At 71.3% G+C, this 17,253-nt stretch carries 19 protein-coding genes; 5 read left to right on the top strand and 14 right to left on the bottom strand.

Annotated elements, in window-relative coordinates:
- Positions 1-113: 113 nt before the first annotated feature.
- The 5 genes from OG965_RS28800 to OG965_RS28780 form a co-directional block, all read right to left on the bottom strand.
- A complete protein-coding gene (locus OG965_RS28800) occupies positions 114-1,178 on the bottom strand; it encodes a DivIVA domain-containing protein (protein ID WP_371654952.1) in 1,065 nt (354 codons plus the stop codon).
- 96 nt (positions 1,179-1,274) lie between these two features.
- Positions 1,275-1,757, bottom strand: coding sequence for a pantetheine-phosphate adenylyltransferase (gene coaD, locus OG965_RS28795; protein ID WP_180357494.1), 483 nt, complete (start codon positions 1,755-1,757; stop codon positions 1,275-1,277).
- 20 nt (positions 1,758-1,777) lie between these two features.
- Complete coding sequence (gene rsmD, locus OG965_RS28790; RefSeq protein WP_371654951.1) at positions 1,778-2,362, bottom strand: 16S rRNA (guanine(966)-N(2))-methyltransferase RsmD; 585 nt, start codon at positions 2,360-2,362, stop codon at positions 1,778-1,780.
- Between the two features lie 138 nt (positions 2,363-2,500).
- Positions 2,501-4,708: an ATP-dependent DNA helicase RecG gene (gene recG / locus OG965_RS28785; protein ID WP_371654950.1), complete on the bottom strand. Its 2,208-nt coding sequence runs from the start codon at positions 4,706-4,708 to the stop codon at positions 2,501-2,503.
- Between the two features lie 105 nt (positions 4,709-4,813).
- Positions 4,814-6,397 (bottom strand): DAK2 domain-containing protein, encoded by a 1,584-nt coding sequence (locus OG965_RS28780; RefSeq protein ID WP_371657089.1) that lies wholly within the window; start codon positions 6,395-6,397, stop codon positions 4,814-4,816.
- Positions 6,398-6,641: 244 nt separating this feature from the next.
- Between OG965_RS28780 and rpmB the strand changes: the two genes are divergently transcribed.
- Positions 6,642-6,827, top strand: a complete 186-nt coding sequence (rpmB, locus tag OG965_RS28775) for a 50S ribosomal protein L28 (RefSeq protein ID WP_003951095.1) — start codon at positions 6,642-6,644, stop codon at positions 6,825-6,827.
- 182 nt (positions 6,828-7,009) lie between these two features.
- Here the strand turns inward: rpmB and thiD are convergent, their stop codons facing one another.
- Both thiD and OG965_RS28765 read right to left on the bottom strand, forming a co-directional pair.
- Positions 7,010-7,804, bottom strand: coding sequence for a bifunctional hydroxymethylpyrimidine kinase/phosphomethylpyrimidine kinase (gene thiD, locus OG965_RS28770; RefSeq protein ID WP_371654949.1), 795 nt, complete (start codon positions 7,802-7,804; stop codon positions 7,010-7,012).
- Entirely contained in the window at positions 7,801-8,763 is a 963-nt protein-coding gene (locus tag OG965_RS28765; RefSeq protein ID WP_371654948.1) for a thiamine-phosphate kinase, read from the bottom strand. Before OG965_RS28765 ends, thiD begins: the two co-directional genes overlap by 4 nt.
- 248 nt (positions 8,764-9,011) lie before the next feature.
- On the opposite strand from OG965_RS28765, the gene OG965_RS28760 reads away from it, so the two are divergent.
- Positions 9,012-9,245, top strand: a complete 234-nt coding sequence (locus OG965_RS28760; protein ID WP_371654947.1) for an Lrp/AsnC family transcriptional regulator — start codon at positions 9,012-9,014, stop codon at positions 9,243-9,245.
- 20 nt (positions 9,246-9,265) lie between these two features.
- A complete protein-coding gene (locus tag OG965_RS28755) occupies positions 9,266-9,748 on the top strand; it encodes a DUF3515 family protein (RefSeq protein ID WP_371654946.1) in 483 nt (160 codons plus the stop codon).
- Here OG965_RS28755 and OG965_RS28750 read toward each other — a convergent pair.
- The 3 genes from OG965_RS28750 to OG965_RS28740 are packed head-to-tail and all read right to left on the bottom strand — an operon-like array spanning position 9,745 to position 12,705.
- Positions 9,745-10,908 (bottom strand): D-alanine--D-alanine ligase family protein, encoded by a 1,164-nt coding sequence (locus OG965_RS28750; protein ID WP_371654945.1) that lies wholly within the window; start codon positions 10,906-10,908, stop codon positions 9,745-9,747. The genes OG965_RS28755 and OG965_RS28750 overlap by 4 nt on opposite strands.
- Positions 10,909-10,942: 34 nt before the next feature.
- Positions 10,943-11,956 (bottom strand): NAD(P)H-dependent glycerol-3-phosphate dehydrogenase, encoded by a 1,014-nt coding sequence (locus OG965_RS28745; protein ID WP_371654944.1) that lies wholly within the window; start codon positions 11,954-11,956, stop codon positions 10,943-10,945.
- Complete coding sequence (locus OG965_RS28740; protein WP_371654943.1) at positions 11,953-12,705, bottom strand: lysophospholipid acyltransferase family protein; 753 nt, start codon at positions 12,703-12,705, stop codon at positions 11,953-11,955. Before OG965_RS28740 ends, OG965_RS28745 begins: the two co-directional genes overlap by 4 nt.
- A 139-nt stretch (positions 12,706-12,844) precedes the next feature.
- Between OG965_RS28740 and cofC the strand changes: the two genes are divergently transcribed.
- Together cofC and OG965_RS28730 are read left to right on the top strand one after the other, a co-directional pair.
- Positions 12,845-13,573, top strand: a complete 729-nt coding sequence (cofC, locus tag OG965_RS28735; protein ID WP_371657088.1) for a 2-phospho-L-lactate guanylyltransferase — start codon at positions 12,845-12,847, stop codon at positions 13,571-13,573.
- 10 nt (positions 13,574-13,583) lie between these two features.
- Complete coding sequence (locus OG965_RS28730; protein ID WP_371654942.1) at positions 13,584-13,787, top strand: hypothetical protein; 204 nt, start codon at positions 13,584-13,586, stop codon at positions 13,785-13,787.
- Between the two features lie 106 nt (positions 13,788-13,893).
- Here the strand turns inward: OG965_RS28730 and OG965_RS28725 are convergent, their stop codons facing one another.
- From OG965_RS28725 to leuC, 4 genes are all read right to left on the bottom strand, one after another.
- The gene (locus OG965_RS28725) at positions 13,894-14,562 is read right to left on the bottom strand and encodes an HU family DNA-binding protein (RefSeq protein ID WP_371654941.1); all 669 of its coding nucleotides are present in this window, start codon (positions 14,560-14,562) and stop codon (positions 13,894-13,896) included.
- Positions 14,563-14,707: 145 nt separating this feature from the next.
- Entirely contained in the window at positions 14,708-14,935 is a 228-nt protein-coding gene (locus OG965_RS28720) for a hypothetical protein (RefSeq protein ID WP_371654940.1), read from the bottom strand.
- A gap of 247 nt (positions 14,936-15,182) precedes the next feature.
- Entirely contained in the window at positions 15,183-15,776 is a 594-nt protein-coding gene (leuD, locus tag OG965_RS28715) for a 3-isopropylmalate dehydratase small subunit (protein WP_371654939.1), read from the bottom strand.
- Between the two features lie 6 nt (positions 15,777-15,782).
- A complete protein-coding gene (leuC, locus tag OG965_RS28710) occupies positions 15,783-17,207 on the bottom strand; it encodes a 3-isopropylmalate dehydratase large subunit (protein WP_371654938.1) in 1,425 nt (474 codons plus the stop codon).
- Between the last annotated feature and the right edge of the window lie 46 nt (positions 17,208-17,253).

Genomic DNA, 17,253 nt, shown 5'->3' with positions numbered 1-17,253 from the left:
GTGGGTGCGGCGATGCGCGGGCAGCGTTGATCGCGGACGTACGCGCGACCGAAGAGCCAGGATACTGGACGGGCCGCGATTGACCCAATCCGGGCTCCGTGAAGCCTCAGGCCCTAGCGCCCCTGCTCGTACTGACGCAGCTGTTCCAGGTCGATCATGCTCGTGTCGAAGAGGCTGGTCTCGTCCAGGGCGCCCTGCGGCGGGTGCGCGGGCTGCGGGACGGCCTGCTGCTGGTGTCCGTACGCCTGCGGGTCGTAGCCGTACGGGTCCTGCTGCGGCTGCTGCTGGTCGTAGCCGTACTGGGCGTACTGCTGCTGGGGCTGCTGCTGGTAGGCGTACGGGTCCTGCTGCGGCTGGGCCTGGGCCTGCCCGTAGCCGTACGGGTCGTAGACCTGCGCCGGGACCTGGGCCTGCTGGGGCTGGGCGGCGGGCTGCGGCTGCGGGTCCGCCAGCTCGGCCAGGCCCGCGAGGTAGTCCGCGTCGCTGGTGTGGCCGCCCCCGAGGGCCCCCGCGGCGTCCTGGGCGGCCATGTGCGCGCCCAGCTCGTCGCTGGCGATCCGGCCGTGCAGGGTCTCGCGGCCGCGGCCGACCGCTTCGAGGGTCTTGGCGAGGACGGCCTCGAAGGCACCGAGCTTGGTGTCGATGTACTCGTCGGCCCGCCGGATCAGGGTCTGCGGGTCGGGGCTGTACTCGGGGGCGTCCGCGTCGGCCTGCCCCTGCTCGTCCAGGCCGGGGCCGCGGCCGAGCAGCTTCTCGCGGCCGCGGTCGACCGAGCCGATGGTCTTGGTGAGGACGACCTCGAAGTTGGCCAGCTTGGAGTCGACGTAGTCGTCGGCCTCGGCGCGGATCTCGTCGGCCTCGCGCTTGGCGTCGGCGAGGATGCGGTCGGCCTCGTCCTGCGACTGCCGGGCGACCGCCGTGTCGGAGATCAGCGTGCCCCGCTGGGCGTGCGCGGACTCGATGATCCGCTCGGCCTCCTGGCGGGCCTGCTCGACCATCTGCTCGCGGCCGCCGATCAGCTCCTGGGCCTGGGCGAGGGAGCCGGGCAGGGCCTGGCGCACCTCTTCCAGGAGCGCGAGCAGCTCGGCGCGGTTGACCACGCACGAGGCCGACATGGGCATGGAGCGGGCGCCGGAGACCACACCGACGATCTCGTCCAGCTTCTTCTGCACGTCCACCGTGTGCTCGCCACTCTCTACGACTGGTTGGGAGACGGACGGGACGACTGTAAGGCCAGTCGAGGCCCGCCCGACACCAGCTGACGGACTGTCAGCTCAGCGCTGCTCGGCGATCCGTGCCACCAGCGCCTCGTGGACGGTGGCGGGCAGCAGGTGGGAGACGTCTCCACCCCATGCCGCGACCTCCTTGACCAGCGACGACGACAGGAAGCTGTACGTCGGGTTGGTGGGCACGAACAGGGTCTCGACGCCCGAGAGCCCGTTGTTCATCTGGGCCATCTGGAGCTCGTAGTCGAAGTCGCTGACCGCGCGCAGGCCCTTCACGATGGCGGGGATGTCGCGCTGCTTGCAGAAGTCGACCAGCAGGCCGTGGAAGGACTCGACCTCCACGTTGCCGAAGTCGGCGGTCACCTCGCGGATCATCCCGATCCGCTCCTCGATGGTGAACAGGCCCTTCTTCGACTGGTTGATCATCACCGCGACGTGCACCACGTCGTACAGCTTGGAGGCGCGGGCGATGATGTCGAGGTGTCCATTGGTGATGGGGTCGAACGACCCCGGACAGACGGCTCGGCGCAACTGAAGTCCCTCGCTCCCGGTCATGGTGCGTCTTCGCACGTAGAGGCGGCGCGACCGTACCAAAGCGTGCCCTCGCCGTAACGACGGGCCCGCAGTGGTTCGAACCCCTGCGGCCAGCCGAATTCTCCGCCCCTGGTGCTGCGCTCCACGGTGACCAGGCACTCGTCGGCGAGCCAGCCCTGAGTGCGGAGTGTGAGGAGGATCTCGCGAAGATCGTCGTCGGTCACGGCGTACGGCGGGTCGAGAAACACCACGTCAAAGGGGGTTTCAGGGGCCGGGCCCGCAACGATCTGCTCCGCTTTTCCGTTACGTACCTCCGCGCCCGGAAGGCCCAGTACGCGCACGTTGTCGCGGACGGTCTTCACGGCCCGGGCATCGGCCTCGACGAGCAGCGCGTGCGAGGCGCCCCGGGAGAGCGCCTCCAGGCCGACCGCGCCCGACCCGGCGTACAGATCCGCGATCCGGATCCCCTCCAGCGTGCCGAGCAGGGCCTCCCAGGTGGAGAAGAGGCCCTCGCGCGCGCGGTCGGAGGTGGGGCGGGTGCCGTTGCCCGGCGGTACGGCCAGGCGGCGTCCGCCGGCCCGGCCGGCGATCACGCGGGTCATCTGAGTCCTTGTCGGTGTACGTACGTCACTGGTGTCCCCCAAGTTTCTCAGAACCCGACGCGGACGCCGCGCCCCGGCCGGGGTACCGAGCGTGCGTGCCGGGCGTCGGGGCTCAGGCGAGGGTTCAAAGACAGGCTCTCAGCCCTTGTCGAGGTACTGCTCGCGGTCCTTGTCCAGCAGGGCGTCCAGCGCCGTCCGCAGTGCGGGCAGCCGTTCCAGATCCGGGTCCTGGCCCACCACCGCCACCGCCTCCTCGCGGGCCGCCGCGATCACCTCCTCGTCCTCGATGACCGCGAGCATCCGCAGCGACGAGCGCACACCCGACTGGGCCTGGCCCAGCACATCGCCCTCGCGGCGCTGCTCCAGGTCGATCCGGGAGAGCTCGAAGCCGTCCAGGGTGGCGGCCACCGCGTTCAGCCGGGCCCTGGCCGCGCTCGCCTCCGGCATCTCGGTCACCAGCAGGCACAGGCCCGGGGCCGAGCCACGGCCGACGCGGCCGCGCAGCTGGTGCAGCTGCGAGACACCGAACCGGTCCGCGTCCATGATCACCATCGCGGTGGCGTTCGGCACGTTCACCCCGACCTCGATGACCGTGGTCGCGACCAGCGCGTCCACGTCACCGGCCGCGAACCGGCGCATCACGTCGTCCTTGTCGTCGGGCTGCATCCTGCCGTGCAGCACCTCGACGCGCAGCCCCTGGAGCGGGCCTTTCCGCAGCTGCTCCGCGATGTCGAGGACGGCCAGCGGCGGACGCTTCTCCGCCTCGTCCTCCGCGGACTTCTTCTTGGCCGCCTTCTTCTCGTCCGCCTCGTCCGCGGAGTCACCGATGCGCGGACACACCACGTACGCCTGGTGGCCCTTGGCGACCTCCTCGCGGACCCGCTCCCAGGCGCGCGCCAGGAAGTGCGGCTTGTCCTGGGCGGGGACGACATGGCTGGCGATGGGCGAACGCCCCGCCGGGAGCTGGTCCAGGACCGAGGTCTCCAGGTCACCGAAGACGGTCATCGCGACCGTGCGCGGAATCGGCGTCGCCGTCATCACCAGGAGGTGCGGCGGCTGCTTGCCCTTGCCGCGCAGGGCGTCGCGCTGCTCGACACCGAACCGGTGCTGCTCGTCCACCACGACCAGGCCCAGATCGTGGAACTGCACCTTGTCCTCGATCAGCGCGTGCGTGCCGATCACGACCCCCGCCTCGCCGGTGACCAGGTCGAGCAGCGCCTGGCGGCGGGCGGCCGTGCCCATCGACCCGGTGAGCAGCACGACCTTGGTACCGAGGTCGGACCCGCCCAGCATGCCGCCCTCGGCCAGCTCGCCCATCATCTCGGTGATGGACCGATGGTGCTGCTGTGCCAGGACCTCGGTCGGGGCGAGCATGGCGGCCTGGCCGCCGCTGTCGACCACGGCGAGCATCGCGCGCAGCGCGACCATGGTCTTCCCCGACCCCACCTCGCCCTGGAGCAGCCGGTGCATCGGGTGTTCGGTGGCCAGGTCGTCGAAGATCTCCTTGGAGACCTTGCGCTGGCCGTCGGTGAGGGTGAAGGGCAGTTTGGCGTCGAAGGCGTCGAGCAGGCCGTCGGGGGCGGGTCTGCGCGCCACGGCGGGCAGTTGGGTGTCCGCGAACCGCCGCCGGGCCAGTGCCACCTGGAGGACGAACGCCTCGTCCCACTTCAGGCGCTGGCGGGCCTGCTCCACGTCGTCCTTGCTGTGCGGGCGGTGGACCTTGAGCAGCGCCTCGGGCAGCGGGACGAAGCCACGGCCCTCCCGCAGGGAGGGGGGCAGCGGGTCGGCGGCCTCCTGGGCGCTGGGCAGCACCGCGTCGACCGCCTTGGCGATCTTCCAGGACTCCAGGCCCTTGCAGGCGGGGTAGATCGGGATGAGCGCGCCCGCCCAGGAGTCCACCACGTCGGCGGAGTCGTCGCCGTCGGCGCTCAGCTTCGCGTACGTGGGATGGGCGAGCTGGAGGCGGCGGTTGAACATCGACACCTTGCCCGCGAACATCGCGCGGCTGCCGGGCAGCAGGTCCTTGTGCGGCTTGTGGATGCCGCGGCCGAAGAAGACCAGCTGGAGGCGGCCGCTGCCGTCGGTGATGGTGATCTCCAGGCGCTGGCCGCGGCCGCCGTTGAACGTGTGCACGCGCGCGTCGGCCACCTGGGCGACGACCGTGACGTCCTCGTCGAGGGGCAGCTCGGCCAGCTTCGTCAGCTGGCCGCGCTCCTCGTACCGCCGCGGGTAGTGGTGGAGGAGGTCGCCGACCGTGTGCAGGTCGAGCTGCTCGGCCATCACCTTCGCGGTGGGTCCGCCGAGCAGCTTCTTGAGGGGTTCATCGAGCGCAGGCACGCGATCCATTGCACACCACACCACTGACATCCCGCAGGATCCCCCGGCCCCCTGTGGACAACTCGCCGCGTACGGCGGCCACTCGGCCGACCCCTCGACCGGCCCCCTGACCGGCTACTCGACGCCGATCAGCAGCGGGGCGCTCTGGTTGCCGCCCGCGTAGACGACGGTGTCGACCGCCAGATGGGCCTCGCGCACATGGGCCTCGATGCCCGGCGCCAGGTCCGCCGGGGCGTCGGCGGCCAGCACCAGGGTGACCAGCTCGCCGCCCGCCGCCAGCATCCGGTCCAGGACCGCCTTGGCCGTACGGGCCAGGTCCTGGCCGATCACGGCCACGTCGCCGTCGATGAGGCCCAGCACGTCCCCGGCCTGGCAGATGCCCGCCGTGGTCCACGACTGCCGCTCGGCGACGGCCAGTTCGGCGTACCGGGTGGCGCCGGCCGCCGCGGTCATCGCGACGACGTCCTCGTCGAAGCGGCGGTCGGGGGCGTGCACCGCGAGCGCGGCGAGGCCCTGGACGGCGGCCCGGGTGGGGATGAGCGCGACCCGTACGCCCTCGGCGCGCGCCTGCTCCACGGCCGCGGCGGCGGTGTGGCGCAGCTCGGCGTCGTTGGGCAGCAGGACGACCTCGCGCGCGTGGGCGCGGCGGATCGCGTCGACGAGCTCGCCGCTGGCCGGGGGCTCGCCGGGGCGGGCGAGGACGGCGGTGGCCCCGGCCTCGGCGCACAGCCCGGCCAGGCCCTCGCCGGGCACGACCGCGACGACGGCACGCTGGACCTGCTCGCGCGGCTCGGGGCGGGCCCCGAAGTGGGTGATGCGGATCCGGTACGGGCGCCCGGCCTCCACGCCCGCCTCGACGGCCGCGCCCGCGTCGTCCACGTGTACGTGGACGTTCCACAGCCCGTCGCCGCCGACGACCACCAGGGAGTCCCCGAGCGCGTCCAGGCGGCCCCGCAGCCGGGCCACGGCCTCGTCCCCGGCCTCCAGGAGGTAGATCACCTCGAAGGCGGGCCCGGCGTTCTCGGCGGGGTCGGTGGGGCAGGAGTGCGGGTCGAGCGGCGGATGCGCCTCGTGCCGTACGGGCGGGGCCTCGCCGGTCAGCGCCTGCGCCAGCGCCCCCAGGACCGTCACAAGACCCCAGCCGCCCGCGTCCACGACCCCGGCGCGGCCGAGGACCGCGAGCTGTCCGGGTGTCTCCTCCAGGGCCTGTCGGGCGCCGCCGTAGGCCGCGGTGGCGACGGCCGCCGCGTCGCCGTCCGCCCCCCGGGCCGCCTCGGCCGCGGCCCTCGCCACCGTCAGGACCGTGCCCTCGACCGGGTGCGCGACCGCCTCGTACGCCGACTCGGCGGCCCGGCGCAGGGCCCCGGGCAGATCCGTGCCGCGCTCGGCGAGGACCTCGGCCATGCCGCGCAGCAGCTGGGAGAGGATCGTGCCGGAGTTGCCGCGGGCGCCGACGAGGGCGCCGTGCGCCATGGCCCGTATGACGTCGGCCGTCTCCGGCGCCTCGGTGTACGCGGCGAAGACCGCCTCGACCGCCTGGTGGGCGGACTCCACGGTCAGATAGAGGTTGGTGCCGGTGTCCCCGTCCGCGACGGGGTAGACGTTGACCGCGTCGATCTCCTCGCGGTCCCGGCCGAGCCCGTCCAGGGCCAGCGAGCACCAGGTGCGCACCGCGACGGCGTCGAAAGTCTGCGGCACCTGGTGTCCTCCTTGGGCGGCCGGTGAGCTGCGGGCCAGCAGCAGGGTAGACCCGGGGAGGAGCTCGGGCCCGGGGTGGGGTGCGGCGGCGGTCATGGTAGTTTCGTATCTCAGGAGCAGCCGTTGTATGCTGCTTCGGTTGCCCGGCGAGAGCCGGGCCATTCCCCCGGCAAGCCACTTCAGATCTCTGATTCCGGTGCGCCGGATTTCACTGTAAGTGCATCTGAAGTCTTTGGAGTGACCCGTGGCTGCCAACTGCGACGTTTGCGGCAAGGGGCCGAGCTTCGGCAACAACATTTCGCACTCGCACCGCCGTACGTCTCGTCGCTGGAACCCGAACATCCAGCGTGTGCGTGCCGTGGTCGGTCGGACGCCGAAGCGGCTCAACGTCTGCACCTCGTGCATCAAGGCCGGCAAGGTCTCGCGCTAACACGCGACGTTTCGTCGTAGCGCAGCCCCTGCGGTTGCCTTAAAAAGCCGGTCCACCTCGGTGGGCCGGCTTTTTGCCGTGCCCGTTCGTCTGCGGGCCGGTGGGGCTTGTCGCGCAGTTCCCCGCGCCCCTAGGAGGTGCGGGATCGGCAGCCGTGAGCCGGCGGGCCGATCCCCGTGGCCTCAGGTGCGGTGTTGCCAGAAGTGGTCCACCGGGCCGATTCCCGACCCCAGCGCGAAGCCCTGCGCGATCGCGCCCGTCACGTACTCCTTCGCCTGCCTCACCGCCTCCGGGACCGGGAGTCCCTTCGCCAAGCCCGACGCCACCGCCGACGCCAAAGTGCAGCCCGTGCCGTGGGTGTGGCGGTTGTCGTGGCGCGGGGCTCGGAGCCAGTGCTCCTCCGTGCCGTCGGTGAGCAGGTCGATCGCGTCGCCCGGGAAGTGGCCGCCCTTGATCAGGGCCCAGCGGGGGCCGAAGGCGAGGATCGCGTCGGCCGCCCGCCGCATCCCGTCCTCGTCCTCGACCCGTACGCCCGTGAGCTGCGCCACTTCGTCCAGGTTGGGTGTGGCCACGGTCGCTGTCGGCAGCAGCCTTTTCCGTACGGAATCCAGCGCCTCGGCGGCGAGCAGCGCGTCGCCGTGCTTGGAGACGCCCACGGGGTCCACGACCACCGGCGCGTCCGTGCCGGACAGGAGTTCCGCCACGGTCTCCACCAGCGCGGCGGAGGAGAGCATTCCGGTCTTCACGGCCTGGACGCCGATGTCGTCGACGACCGAGCGGTACTGCGCCCGGACCGCTTCGGCGGGCAGCTCCCAGGCACCCTGGACGCCCAGCGAGTTCTGCGCGGTCACCGCGGTGATCACGCTCATCCCGTGGACGCCCAGGGCCAGCATCGTCTTGAGGTCGGCCTGGATGCCCGCGCCGCCGCCGGAGTCGGAACCGGCGACGGTCAGCACCCGGGGCGGGGCGGCGCTCACTCCTCGTCCCCGAAGTGGTCCCAGCCGCCCTTGGCGGTCCAGGGGGCGCCGTCGACGGTGACCTGGGGCAGCGCCGAGGGGTTGAGGACCTCCCCGATGACCTTCCAGCGGGCGGGCAGCTTCACGTCCGGCGGGAAGGTCGCCACGATGGCGTGGTCCTCTCCCCCGGTCAGCACCCACTGGAGCGGGTCGACGCCGACCGCCTGGCCGATGTCGTTCATCTGCGTCGGGATGTCGATCAGGCCCGAGCGCAGGTCGATACGGACCTTGCTCGCCTCCGCGATGTGCCCGAGATCCGCCACCAGGCCGTCGCTGACGTCCGTCATGGCGGTGGCGCCGAGCCCGGCGGCCGCGGGGCCCGCGTGGTACGGCGGCTCCGGTCGGCGGTGGGCCTCCACGAAGGCGCGCGGCGAGCGGAAGCCGCGCGAGAGGACCGCGTAACCCGCCGCCGACCACCCGAGCCAGCCGGTCACCGCGACCACGTCGCCGGGCTGCGCGCCGCCGCGGGTCACCGGCTCGTGGTTGCGCAGGTCGCCGAGGGCGGTGATGGCGACGGTGATGGTGTCGCCGCGGACCACGTCGCCGCCGACCACGGCCGCCCCCGCGACCTGGCACTCGTCGCGGATCCCGTCCATCAGCTCGATCGGCCAGGTGGCCGGGAGCTCGGCCGGGACGACCAGGCCGAGCAGCAGCGCGGTCGGGACCGCGCCCATGGCGGCGATATCGGCCAGATTCTGCGCGGCGGCCTTGCGGCCCACGTCGTACGCGGTCGACCAGTCGCGCCGGAAGTGGCGGCCCTCCAGGAGGATGTCCGTGCTCGCCACCACCCTGCGGTCGGGTGCGGTCACGACCGCGGCGTCGTCGCCGGGGCCGATCCGTACGGCGGGGGTCGAGGTGAGCCGGGAGGTCAGCTCCCTGATGAGCCCGAACTCCCCCAACTCGCCCACAGTGCCTTTCACCGTGCCACCTCTCATCCTCTTACCCCTTGGCACCCGGCGCGCTCGCGGTCGCGAGCGGTCACCTCGGTGGGTACCGTCAACACATACGTCAACTTCTGCTCCGCGCACGCGGATGTGCGAGCGCCCGCGCCTGCGCGGTACTCCCCGGCGCACACGGCGACGCGATACCGTGGCGTCTCTTTCTTCCCCCCTTGGGCCTCCCCGCCGTAGGGAGGGGACATGATCCTCGTGGCCGCCCTGGAGGTTCCGTGGTACAGGCGTACATCCTCATCCAGACCGAGGTGGGCAAGGCGTCGACCGTCGCCGAGACCATCGCAAAGATTCCGGGAGTGATCCAGGCCGAGGACGTCACCGGGCCGTACGACGTGATCGTGCGCGCCCAGGCGGACACGGTCGACGAGCTGGGCCGCATGGTGGTCGCCAGGGTCCAGCAGGTGGACGGGATCACCCGCACCCTGACCTGCCCGGTGGTTCATCTGTAGCCCCCGCTTACCCTTGACCGGTGACTTCTCCGCGCCGCCGTCCGCTGCTCGTCCTGCCCGCGGTCGCCATGCTCATGGCGGCCGCGGGCTGTTCTTCCTCGTCCGACGCCGACGCGGGGGCCGCGGTTCCCTCGCCGGCGGCGAAGGAGGCGGCCGCCTGCGCGGCGCTGGACAAGGCGCTGCCGGACACCGTGGCCGGGCAGAAGCGGCACGACCCCACCCCTGACTCACCGCTGACGGCCCGGTGGGGGAACGGGGACGCGGAGATCGTACTGCGCTGCGGCATTCCGCGACCCGAGGAGATGTCGGATCCGACGCTCCCGGGCGTCGGCGTGGAGGGCGTCGACTGGACCGTGCAGCGGCGCGCCGAGGGGCCCCGCTTCATCACCCAGTACCGGGACCCCTACGTCGAGCTGCGAACGGGGAAGCGGTACGCGAACGACGCGTCGGTGCTCCAGCCGTTCGGCGCCCCCGTACAGAAGGCCATCCCGAAGACGGTCTAGCGCAGGCCCGTCGAACGGCGCAGCGCCGCGTCGATGAGCCGGTCCACCAGCTCCGCGTAGTCCACGCCGGTCGCCTCCCACATGCGCGGGTACATCGAGATCGGCGTGAACCCCGGCATCGTGTTGATCTCGTTGATCACGAACTCGCCGTTCTCCTGGAGGAAGAAGTCCGCCCGGACCAGCCCCTCGCAGGACGCGGCCTCGAACGCCTCCACGGCGAGCCGGCGCACCTCGGCGGTGGCCTCGGCGCCGATCGGGGCGGGCACGATCCCGTCGGCCGAGTCGATGTACTTGGCCTCGAAGTCGTAGAACGCGTGGTCGCTGACCGGCGGGATCTCGGCCGGCACGCTCGCGCGCGGCCCGTCCTCGAACTCCAGGACGCCGCACTCGATCTCACGGCCGCGCAGCAGCGACTCGACCAGGAACTTGGGGTCGTGGCGCCGCGCCTCCTCGATGGCCTCGTCCAGGCCCTCGAAGGAGTCGACCTTGGTGATGCCGAAGGAGGAGCCGGCCCGGGCCGGCTTGATGAACAGCGGCCAGCCGTGCTCGCCCGCGAACGCGGCGATCCGCTTACGCGCGCCCTGCTCGTCCTGCTCCCACTCGCGCGGCCGGACCACCAGGTAGGGGCCGACGGCCAGCCCGAACGAGGTGAACACCCGCTTCATGTAGTCCTTGTCCTGGCCGACGGCCGAGGCGAGCACGCCCGAGCCGACGTAGGGGACACCGGAGAGTTCCAGGAGGCCCTGGAGGGTGCCGTCCTCGCCGTACGGGCCGTGGAGCACCGGGAAGACGACGTCGACCTCGCCCAGCGCCTTGGGGACCGCGCCGGGCTCGGTGTAGACGACCTCGCGGCTGTTGGGGTCCACGGGGAGCACGACGGCGCCCTCTGCGGACTCGGCGAGCTCCGCCACGCTGGGCACCTTGCGGTCGGCGATGGCCATCCGCTCCGGCTCGTCGGCGGTGAGCGCCCAGCGGCCGTCCGTCGTGATGCCGATGGGCAGCACGTCGTACTTCGTACGGTCGATGGCGCGCAGCACGGCACCGGCGGTGACGACCGAGATGCCGTGCTCGGAGCTGCGGCCGCCGAACACGACGGCCACCCGCGGCTTGCGCGGCTGCTGGCTGCTCTCAGGGCTCTGGGGGAGGTTCTCGCTGCTCATATCGCGTTGAGCGTACCCGTTCGGTCCGCCGCCTTCAGCGCCGCTCGGACTTGGCGCTGCGCGACATCAGCTCCTTGAGGGCGACCACCGGGGGCTTGCCCTCGTGGACGATGCCGACGACGGTCTCGGTGATGGGCATGTCGACACCGTGGCGGCGGGCCAGATCCAGTACGGACTCGCAGGACTTGACGCCCTCGGCGGTCTGCTTGGTGACCGCGATGGTCTCCTGGAGCGTCATGCCCCGGCCGAGGTTGGTGCCGAAGGTGTGGTTGCGCGAGAGCGGCGAGGAGCAGGTGGCGACGAGGTCGCCGAGGCCCGCGAGACCGGAGAAGGTCAGCGGGTCGGCGCCCATCGCGAGGCCGAGCCGGGTGGTTTCGGCGAGGCCCCGGGTGATGAGCGAGCCCTTGGCGTTGTCGCCCAGGCCCATGCCGTCGGCGATGCCCACCGCGAGCCCGATGACGTTCTTGACGGCGCCACCGAGCTCGCAGCCGACGACGTCGGTGTTCGTGTACGGGCGGAAGTACGGGGTGTGGCAGGCGGCCTGGAGGCGCTGGGCGACGGCCTCGTCGCGGCAGGCGACCACGGCGGCGGCGGGCCGGCGCTGGGCGATCTCCTTGGCGAGGTTGGGGCCGGTGACCACGGCGACGCGGTCGGCGGAGACCTTGGCGACCTCCTCGATCACCTCGCTCATCCGCTTGGCGGTGCCGAGTTCGACGCCCTTCATCAGGGACACGAGCACGGTGCCGGGGGCGAGCAGCGGCGTCCAGGCGGCGAGGTTGCCGCGCAGCGTCTGCGAGGGCACGGCCAGGACGGTGAAGTCGGCGCCCTCGGCGGCCTCGGCGGGGTCGGTGGTCGCCCGTACCGCCGCGGGCAGTTCGATGCCCGGCAGGTAGTCGGGGTTGGTGCGGGTGGTGTTGATCGCCTCGGCGAGTTCGGGGCGGCGGCCCCAGAGGGTCACCTCGCAGCCCGCGTCGGCGAGGACCATGGCGAACGCCGTACCCCAGGAGCCGGTTCCGAATACTGCTGCCTTGGTGGCGGCGTGAGTCACTTGGTGCCCTCCCCGGCGGCCTTGCGGCGCTGCTGTGCGCGGACTTCGCGCGGATCGTACGGCTTCGCGGGGGCGCTCTCGCCCCGGATCTCCTCCAGCTGGCGGGTGACCGCGGCCATGATGACCTCGGTCGCCTCGCGCAGCACCTCGGGGGTGGGCTCCTTGTCGTAGAAGCGGTCGAGGTCGACCGGCGGACCGGCCTGCACCTGGAGGGTCTTGCGGGGGAAGAAGCGGACCTTCTTCTCCTTGGCGTAGGGCGGCATCGCCAAGTTGGCGCCCCACTGGGCGACCGGGATGACCGGGGCCTTCGTCTGCAGCGCGGCGCGCGCGACACCGGTCTTGGCGGTCATCGGCCACATGTCGGGGTCGCGGGTGAGGGTGCCCTCGGGGTAGAACACGACGCATTCACCCCGCTCGATGGCCTCGACGGCGGCCCGGAAGGCGCCGAAGGCGTTGGAGGACTCGCGGTAGACGGGAATCTGGCCCGTGCCGCGCAGCAGCGGTCCCACCACGGGCACCTTGAAGAGCGCCGCCTTGGCGAGGAATCGGGGGACCCGTCCGGTGTTGTACTGGAAGTGTCCGTAGGAGAACATGTCGAGATACGAGTTGTGATTGACGGCGGTGATAAAGCCGCCGTCCGCCGGAATGTTCTCCATTCCGTGCCAGTCCCGCTTGAAAAGCACCACCAGTGGAGGTTTGGCGATGACCGCCGCCAGGCGGTACCAGAAGCCGATTCTGCGGCGGGACACTCGGAGCACCTTCCTCTAGGACAGACCACTGTCGACCACTGCGCGACCAACGCAGGGAGCAAGTGTCGCCCCGGCCCTCCGGTCTGTCGAGAACACCGTACGCCCCGACCGCGGGGCGACTCCTCCTGGCCGGGTGACAATGATCCCCGTCCTGTCCAGCGGCTATCCGTTCGACGGGGCGGGGAGAGACAAGAGCGAGGGGGACGCCACGAACACCGCATCACCGGGCCGCTGGTCCCTGGTCGTGCCGCTGAAGCCGTTGGCACTGGCGAAGAGCAGGCTCGCCGCCGCCGTCGGCGCGGCGCTGCGGCCCCGGCTCGCTCTGGCGTTCGCCCTGGACACCGTGGGGGCGGCGCTCACCTGCCCGGCGGTACGGGATGTGGCGGTCGTCACGGACGATCCGCTGGCGGGCGCGGAGCTGGCCGCGCTCGGCGCCCGGATCGTCGAGGACCGCCCGGGCGCCGGCCTCAACGCCGCCCTCGCGCACGGGGCGTACGCGGTACGGGCCCTGCGCCCCGGGGCGGCGGTCGCGGCCCTGAACGCGGATCTGCCCGCACTGCGGCCGGCGGAATTGGGCCGGGTCCTGGATGCCGCCTCCGCATTTCCGCGCGCATTTCTGGCCGATGCCGCCGGAATCGGGACGACATTCCTTTCGGCCGGGCCCGGGGTGGATTTGGCCCCGGTTTTCGGCGGCCCGTCGCGCGCCGCGCATTCGGCCTCGGGGGCGGCGGAAATCCTGCTGGGCGGGGTGGACTCGGTTCGCCAGGACGTGGACACCGGCGCGGATCTGCTGACCGCCCTGGCCCTGGGCCCGGGCCCGGCGACGGCGGCGCTGCGGGCAGCGGTGGATGTCGTACCGGGGCACTAGTCTCTTTGGCATGCAGGCGACCGCGTACACATACGACTTCGAGACCCGCAGCGGCAGTGTGCTGCTCGACGACGGCACCCCGGTGGACTTCGGGGCCGAGGCGTTCGACGCGGGCGGGCTGCGGCTGCTGCGGGTGGGCCAGCGCGTCCGTATCGAGACGGAGGGCGCGGGCACGTCCCTGCGCATCACACTGGTGACGCTGCAGACCTTCTGAGGACAGGCCTTCTGAGGGTGCGGACCCTCCGAGGGCGGGCCGGACACGCCGCGGGCCGGGCTCCCCGAGGGGAGCCCGGCCCGGCGCGTGAGCCGTCCGGCGGTGCCTACTTCTTGCGGGCAGTCGTCTTCTTGGCGGTGGTCTTGCGCGCGGTGACCTTCTTGGCGGGCGCCTTCTTCGCGACGGCCTTCTTCGCGGGCGCGGTCTTCTTCGCCACGGCCTTCTTGGTGGTGGTCGCCTTCTTGGCCGGGGTCGCCTTCTTGGCGGTGGCGGCCTTCTTGGCGGTGGTCTTCTTCGCCGCCGTCGTCTTCGCCACGGCCTTCGTGGCGGTCTTCTTCGCGACGGTCTTCTTCGCCGTGGTCTTCTTGGCGGCGGCCTTCTTGGCGGTGGTGGCCTTCTTCGCCGCGGCCTTCTTGACCGTGCTCCGGCTGGACGTGCCACCGGAGAGGCTGCCCTTGGGCGCCTTCTTCACGGCGACCTCGTCACCCTTGGGGAGCTTCTTCGAGCCGCTGACCAGGTCCTTGAAGCCCTGACCCGCACGGAAGCGCGGAACCGAGGTCTTCTTGACCCGCACGCGCTCACCCGTCTGCGGGTTGCGGGCGTACCGGGCCGGACGGTCGACCTTCTCGAACGAACCGAAACCGGTGACCGAGACACGGTCGCCGGCGACGACGGCCCGGACGACCGCGTCCAGCACCGCGTCCACGGCGTCCGCGGCCTGCTGTCGGCCGCCGAGCTTGTCGGCAATCGCTTCTACGAGCTGCGCCTTGTTCACGTCTTCCCCTTCGGAGACATTGGCCGGAACGAATCTGTTCTGGCTTTTTCGCACGTTAGGCAGATATATACCGCAAATCAAACACGAAACGGGCTAATCACCCTAGTGCCGCAACGAAGTCGGCCTTCGCCGAACTCCTTGTGACTCAGTCGCCTTCGGGGAATCGGCCCTCGTCGAGGTCCTTCATCAACCGGTCCAGACGCCTTGCCGCGTCGGCGAGATCGTGTTTGGCAGCCGCTGTGATGACCAGCAGCTTCCGGGACAGCGCCATCCGTACGCCCTCCGGGACTTGCAGTTCGCGCACCACTGTGTGCGCTTCTTTCAGTTGGTCCGCGACGACCCGGTAGAGCTTGAGTTGGCTGTCGCGTTCCATGCGCCGATTGTGCCATCTGGGGCGAGTTGTCGCCTCCGGCGGGGGCAACTGAGGGATTCCGGGTGGTTTCCGGCCCCCCAACGACCACCGGTAGCGCAAGTCCCAATCCGGCCATCTGCAGTGCAGCCTAGGCTAGTTGACGCCACCCTGACACCCCGCAACGCAACACGCCCCCTGTCCCGAAAGACAGGGGGCGTGTTGGGCCGAAAGACTGCCGAAGGCCCGCCGGGGAGGCGGCGCCCGGCCGTCAGACCTGCGAGGTGCTGGGCTTGTAGGAGGGCCGCTTCGCCTCGTACGCGGCGATGTCCGCCTCGTTCTGCAGGGTGATGCCGATGTCGTCCAGGCCGTTCAGCAGCCGCCAGCGGGCGTTTTCGTCGAGTTCGAAGTCCGCCGTGAGGCCGTTCGCGCGGACCTGGCGGTCCTGGAGGTCCACCGTGATCTCGGCGTTCGGGTCGCTTTCCGTCAGCTCCCAGAGCGCGTCCACGACTTTCTGGTCGAGAACCACCGTGAGCAGCCCGTTCTTCAGCGAGTTGCCCCGGAAGATATCGGCGAACCGGGACGAGATCACGGTTTTGAAGCCGTAGTTCTGCAGCGCCCAGACCGCGTGCTCGCGGGAGGATCCCGTACCGAAGTCGGGGCCCGCGACCAGCACCGACGCCCCCTGGCGCTCGGGCTTGTTCAGGACGAAGGACGGGTCCTTGCGCCAGGCCTCGAACAGCCCGTCCTCGAAGCCGTCCCGAGTGACCTTCTTCAGCCAGTGGGCCGGAATGATCTGGTCGGTGTCGACGTTGGAGCGGCGCAGCGGGACGGCCCGGCCGGTGTGCGTGGTGAAAGCTTCCATGGCTGATCAGACTCCAGCGGGCGTACGGGCGTCGGTGAGGTCGGCGGGCGAGGCCAGATGGCCGAGAACCGCTGTCGCGGCCGCGACCTGCGGCGAGACCAGGTGGGTGCGGCCGCCCTTGCCCTGCCTGCCCTCGAAGTTGCGGTTGGAGGTGGAGGCGGAGCGCTCGCCGGGGGCCAGCTGGTCCGGGTTCATGCCCAGACACATCGAGCAGCCCGCGTGCCGCCATTCGGCGCCGGCGGCGGTGAAGACCTTGTCCAGGCCCTCCTCGACGGCCTGCAGGGCGACCCGCACCGAGCCCGGGACGACCAGCATCCGTACGCCGTCGGCGACTTTGCGGCCCTCCAGGATGGAGGCGGCCGAGCGCAGGTCCTCGATGCGGCCGTTGGTGCACGAACCTACGAAGACGGTGTCGACGTCGATGGCGCGCAGCGGCTGCCCCGCGGTCAACCCCATGTACTCCAGGGCCTTTTCGGCGGCCAGGCGCTCCGAAGCGTCTTCGTACGAAGCCGGGTCGGGGACGGCCGCCGAAAGCGGTGCGCCCTGGCCCGGGTTGGTGCCCCAGGTGACGAACGGCGAGAGCTCGGTGGCGTCGATGACCACCTCGGCGTCGAAGACCGCGTCCTCGTCCGTCTTCAGGGTCTGCCAGTACGCGACCGCCGCGTCCCAGTCCGCGCCCTCGGGGGCGTGCGCGCGGCCTTCGAGGTAGTCGAACGTGGTGCGGTCGGGGGCGATCATGCCCGCTCGGGCGCCGGCCTCGATCGACATGTTGCAGATGGTCATCCGGGCCTCCATCGAGAGCTTCTCGATGGCCGGGCCGCGGTACTCCAGGACGTAGCCCTGGCCGCCGCCGGTGCCGATCCTGGCGATGATGGCCAGGATCAGGTCCTTGGCGGTGACGCCGTCGGGCAGCTCGCCCTCGACGGTGATGGCCATGGTCTTGAAGGGCGCCAGTGGCAGGGTCTGGGTGGCGAGCACATGCTCTACCTGTGAGGTGCCGATCCCGAACGCCAGGGCTCCGAAGGCACCGTGCGTGGAGGTGTGCGAGTCGCCGCAGACCACGGTGGTACCGGGCTGGGTGAGGCCCAGCTGCGGTCCCACCACGTGGACGACGCCCTGCTCGACGTCGCCGAGCGGGTGCAGCCGCACGCCGAACTCTGCGCAGTTCTTGCGCAGCGTCTCCAGCTGGATCCGGGAGACCGGGTCGGCGATGGGCTTGTCGATGTCGATGGTCGGGGTGTTGTGGTCCTCGGTGGCGATGGTGAGGTCGAGGCGCCGGACCGGGCGGCCGTTGGCGCGCAGACCGTCGAAGGCCTGCGGGCTGGTCACCTCGTGCAGCAGGTGCAGATCGATGAAGAGGAGGTCGGGCTCGCCCTCGGCGCGCCTGACGACATGGTCGTCCCAGACCTTCTCCGCGAGTGTCCTACCCATCGCTTTCCCTCCGGCCGGCGTCGTCGCCGGCCCAACTAGAGACCGG

The organism is Streptomyces sp. NBC_00224 (genome assembly GCF_041435195.1).
Taxonomy (GTDB): Bacteria; Actinomycetota; Actinomycetes; order Streptomycetales; family Streptomycetaceae; genus Streptomyces.
Note: the sequence above shows the minus strand (reverse complement) of the source record. Positions and strands in the feature narration are given on the sequence as shown.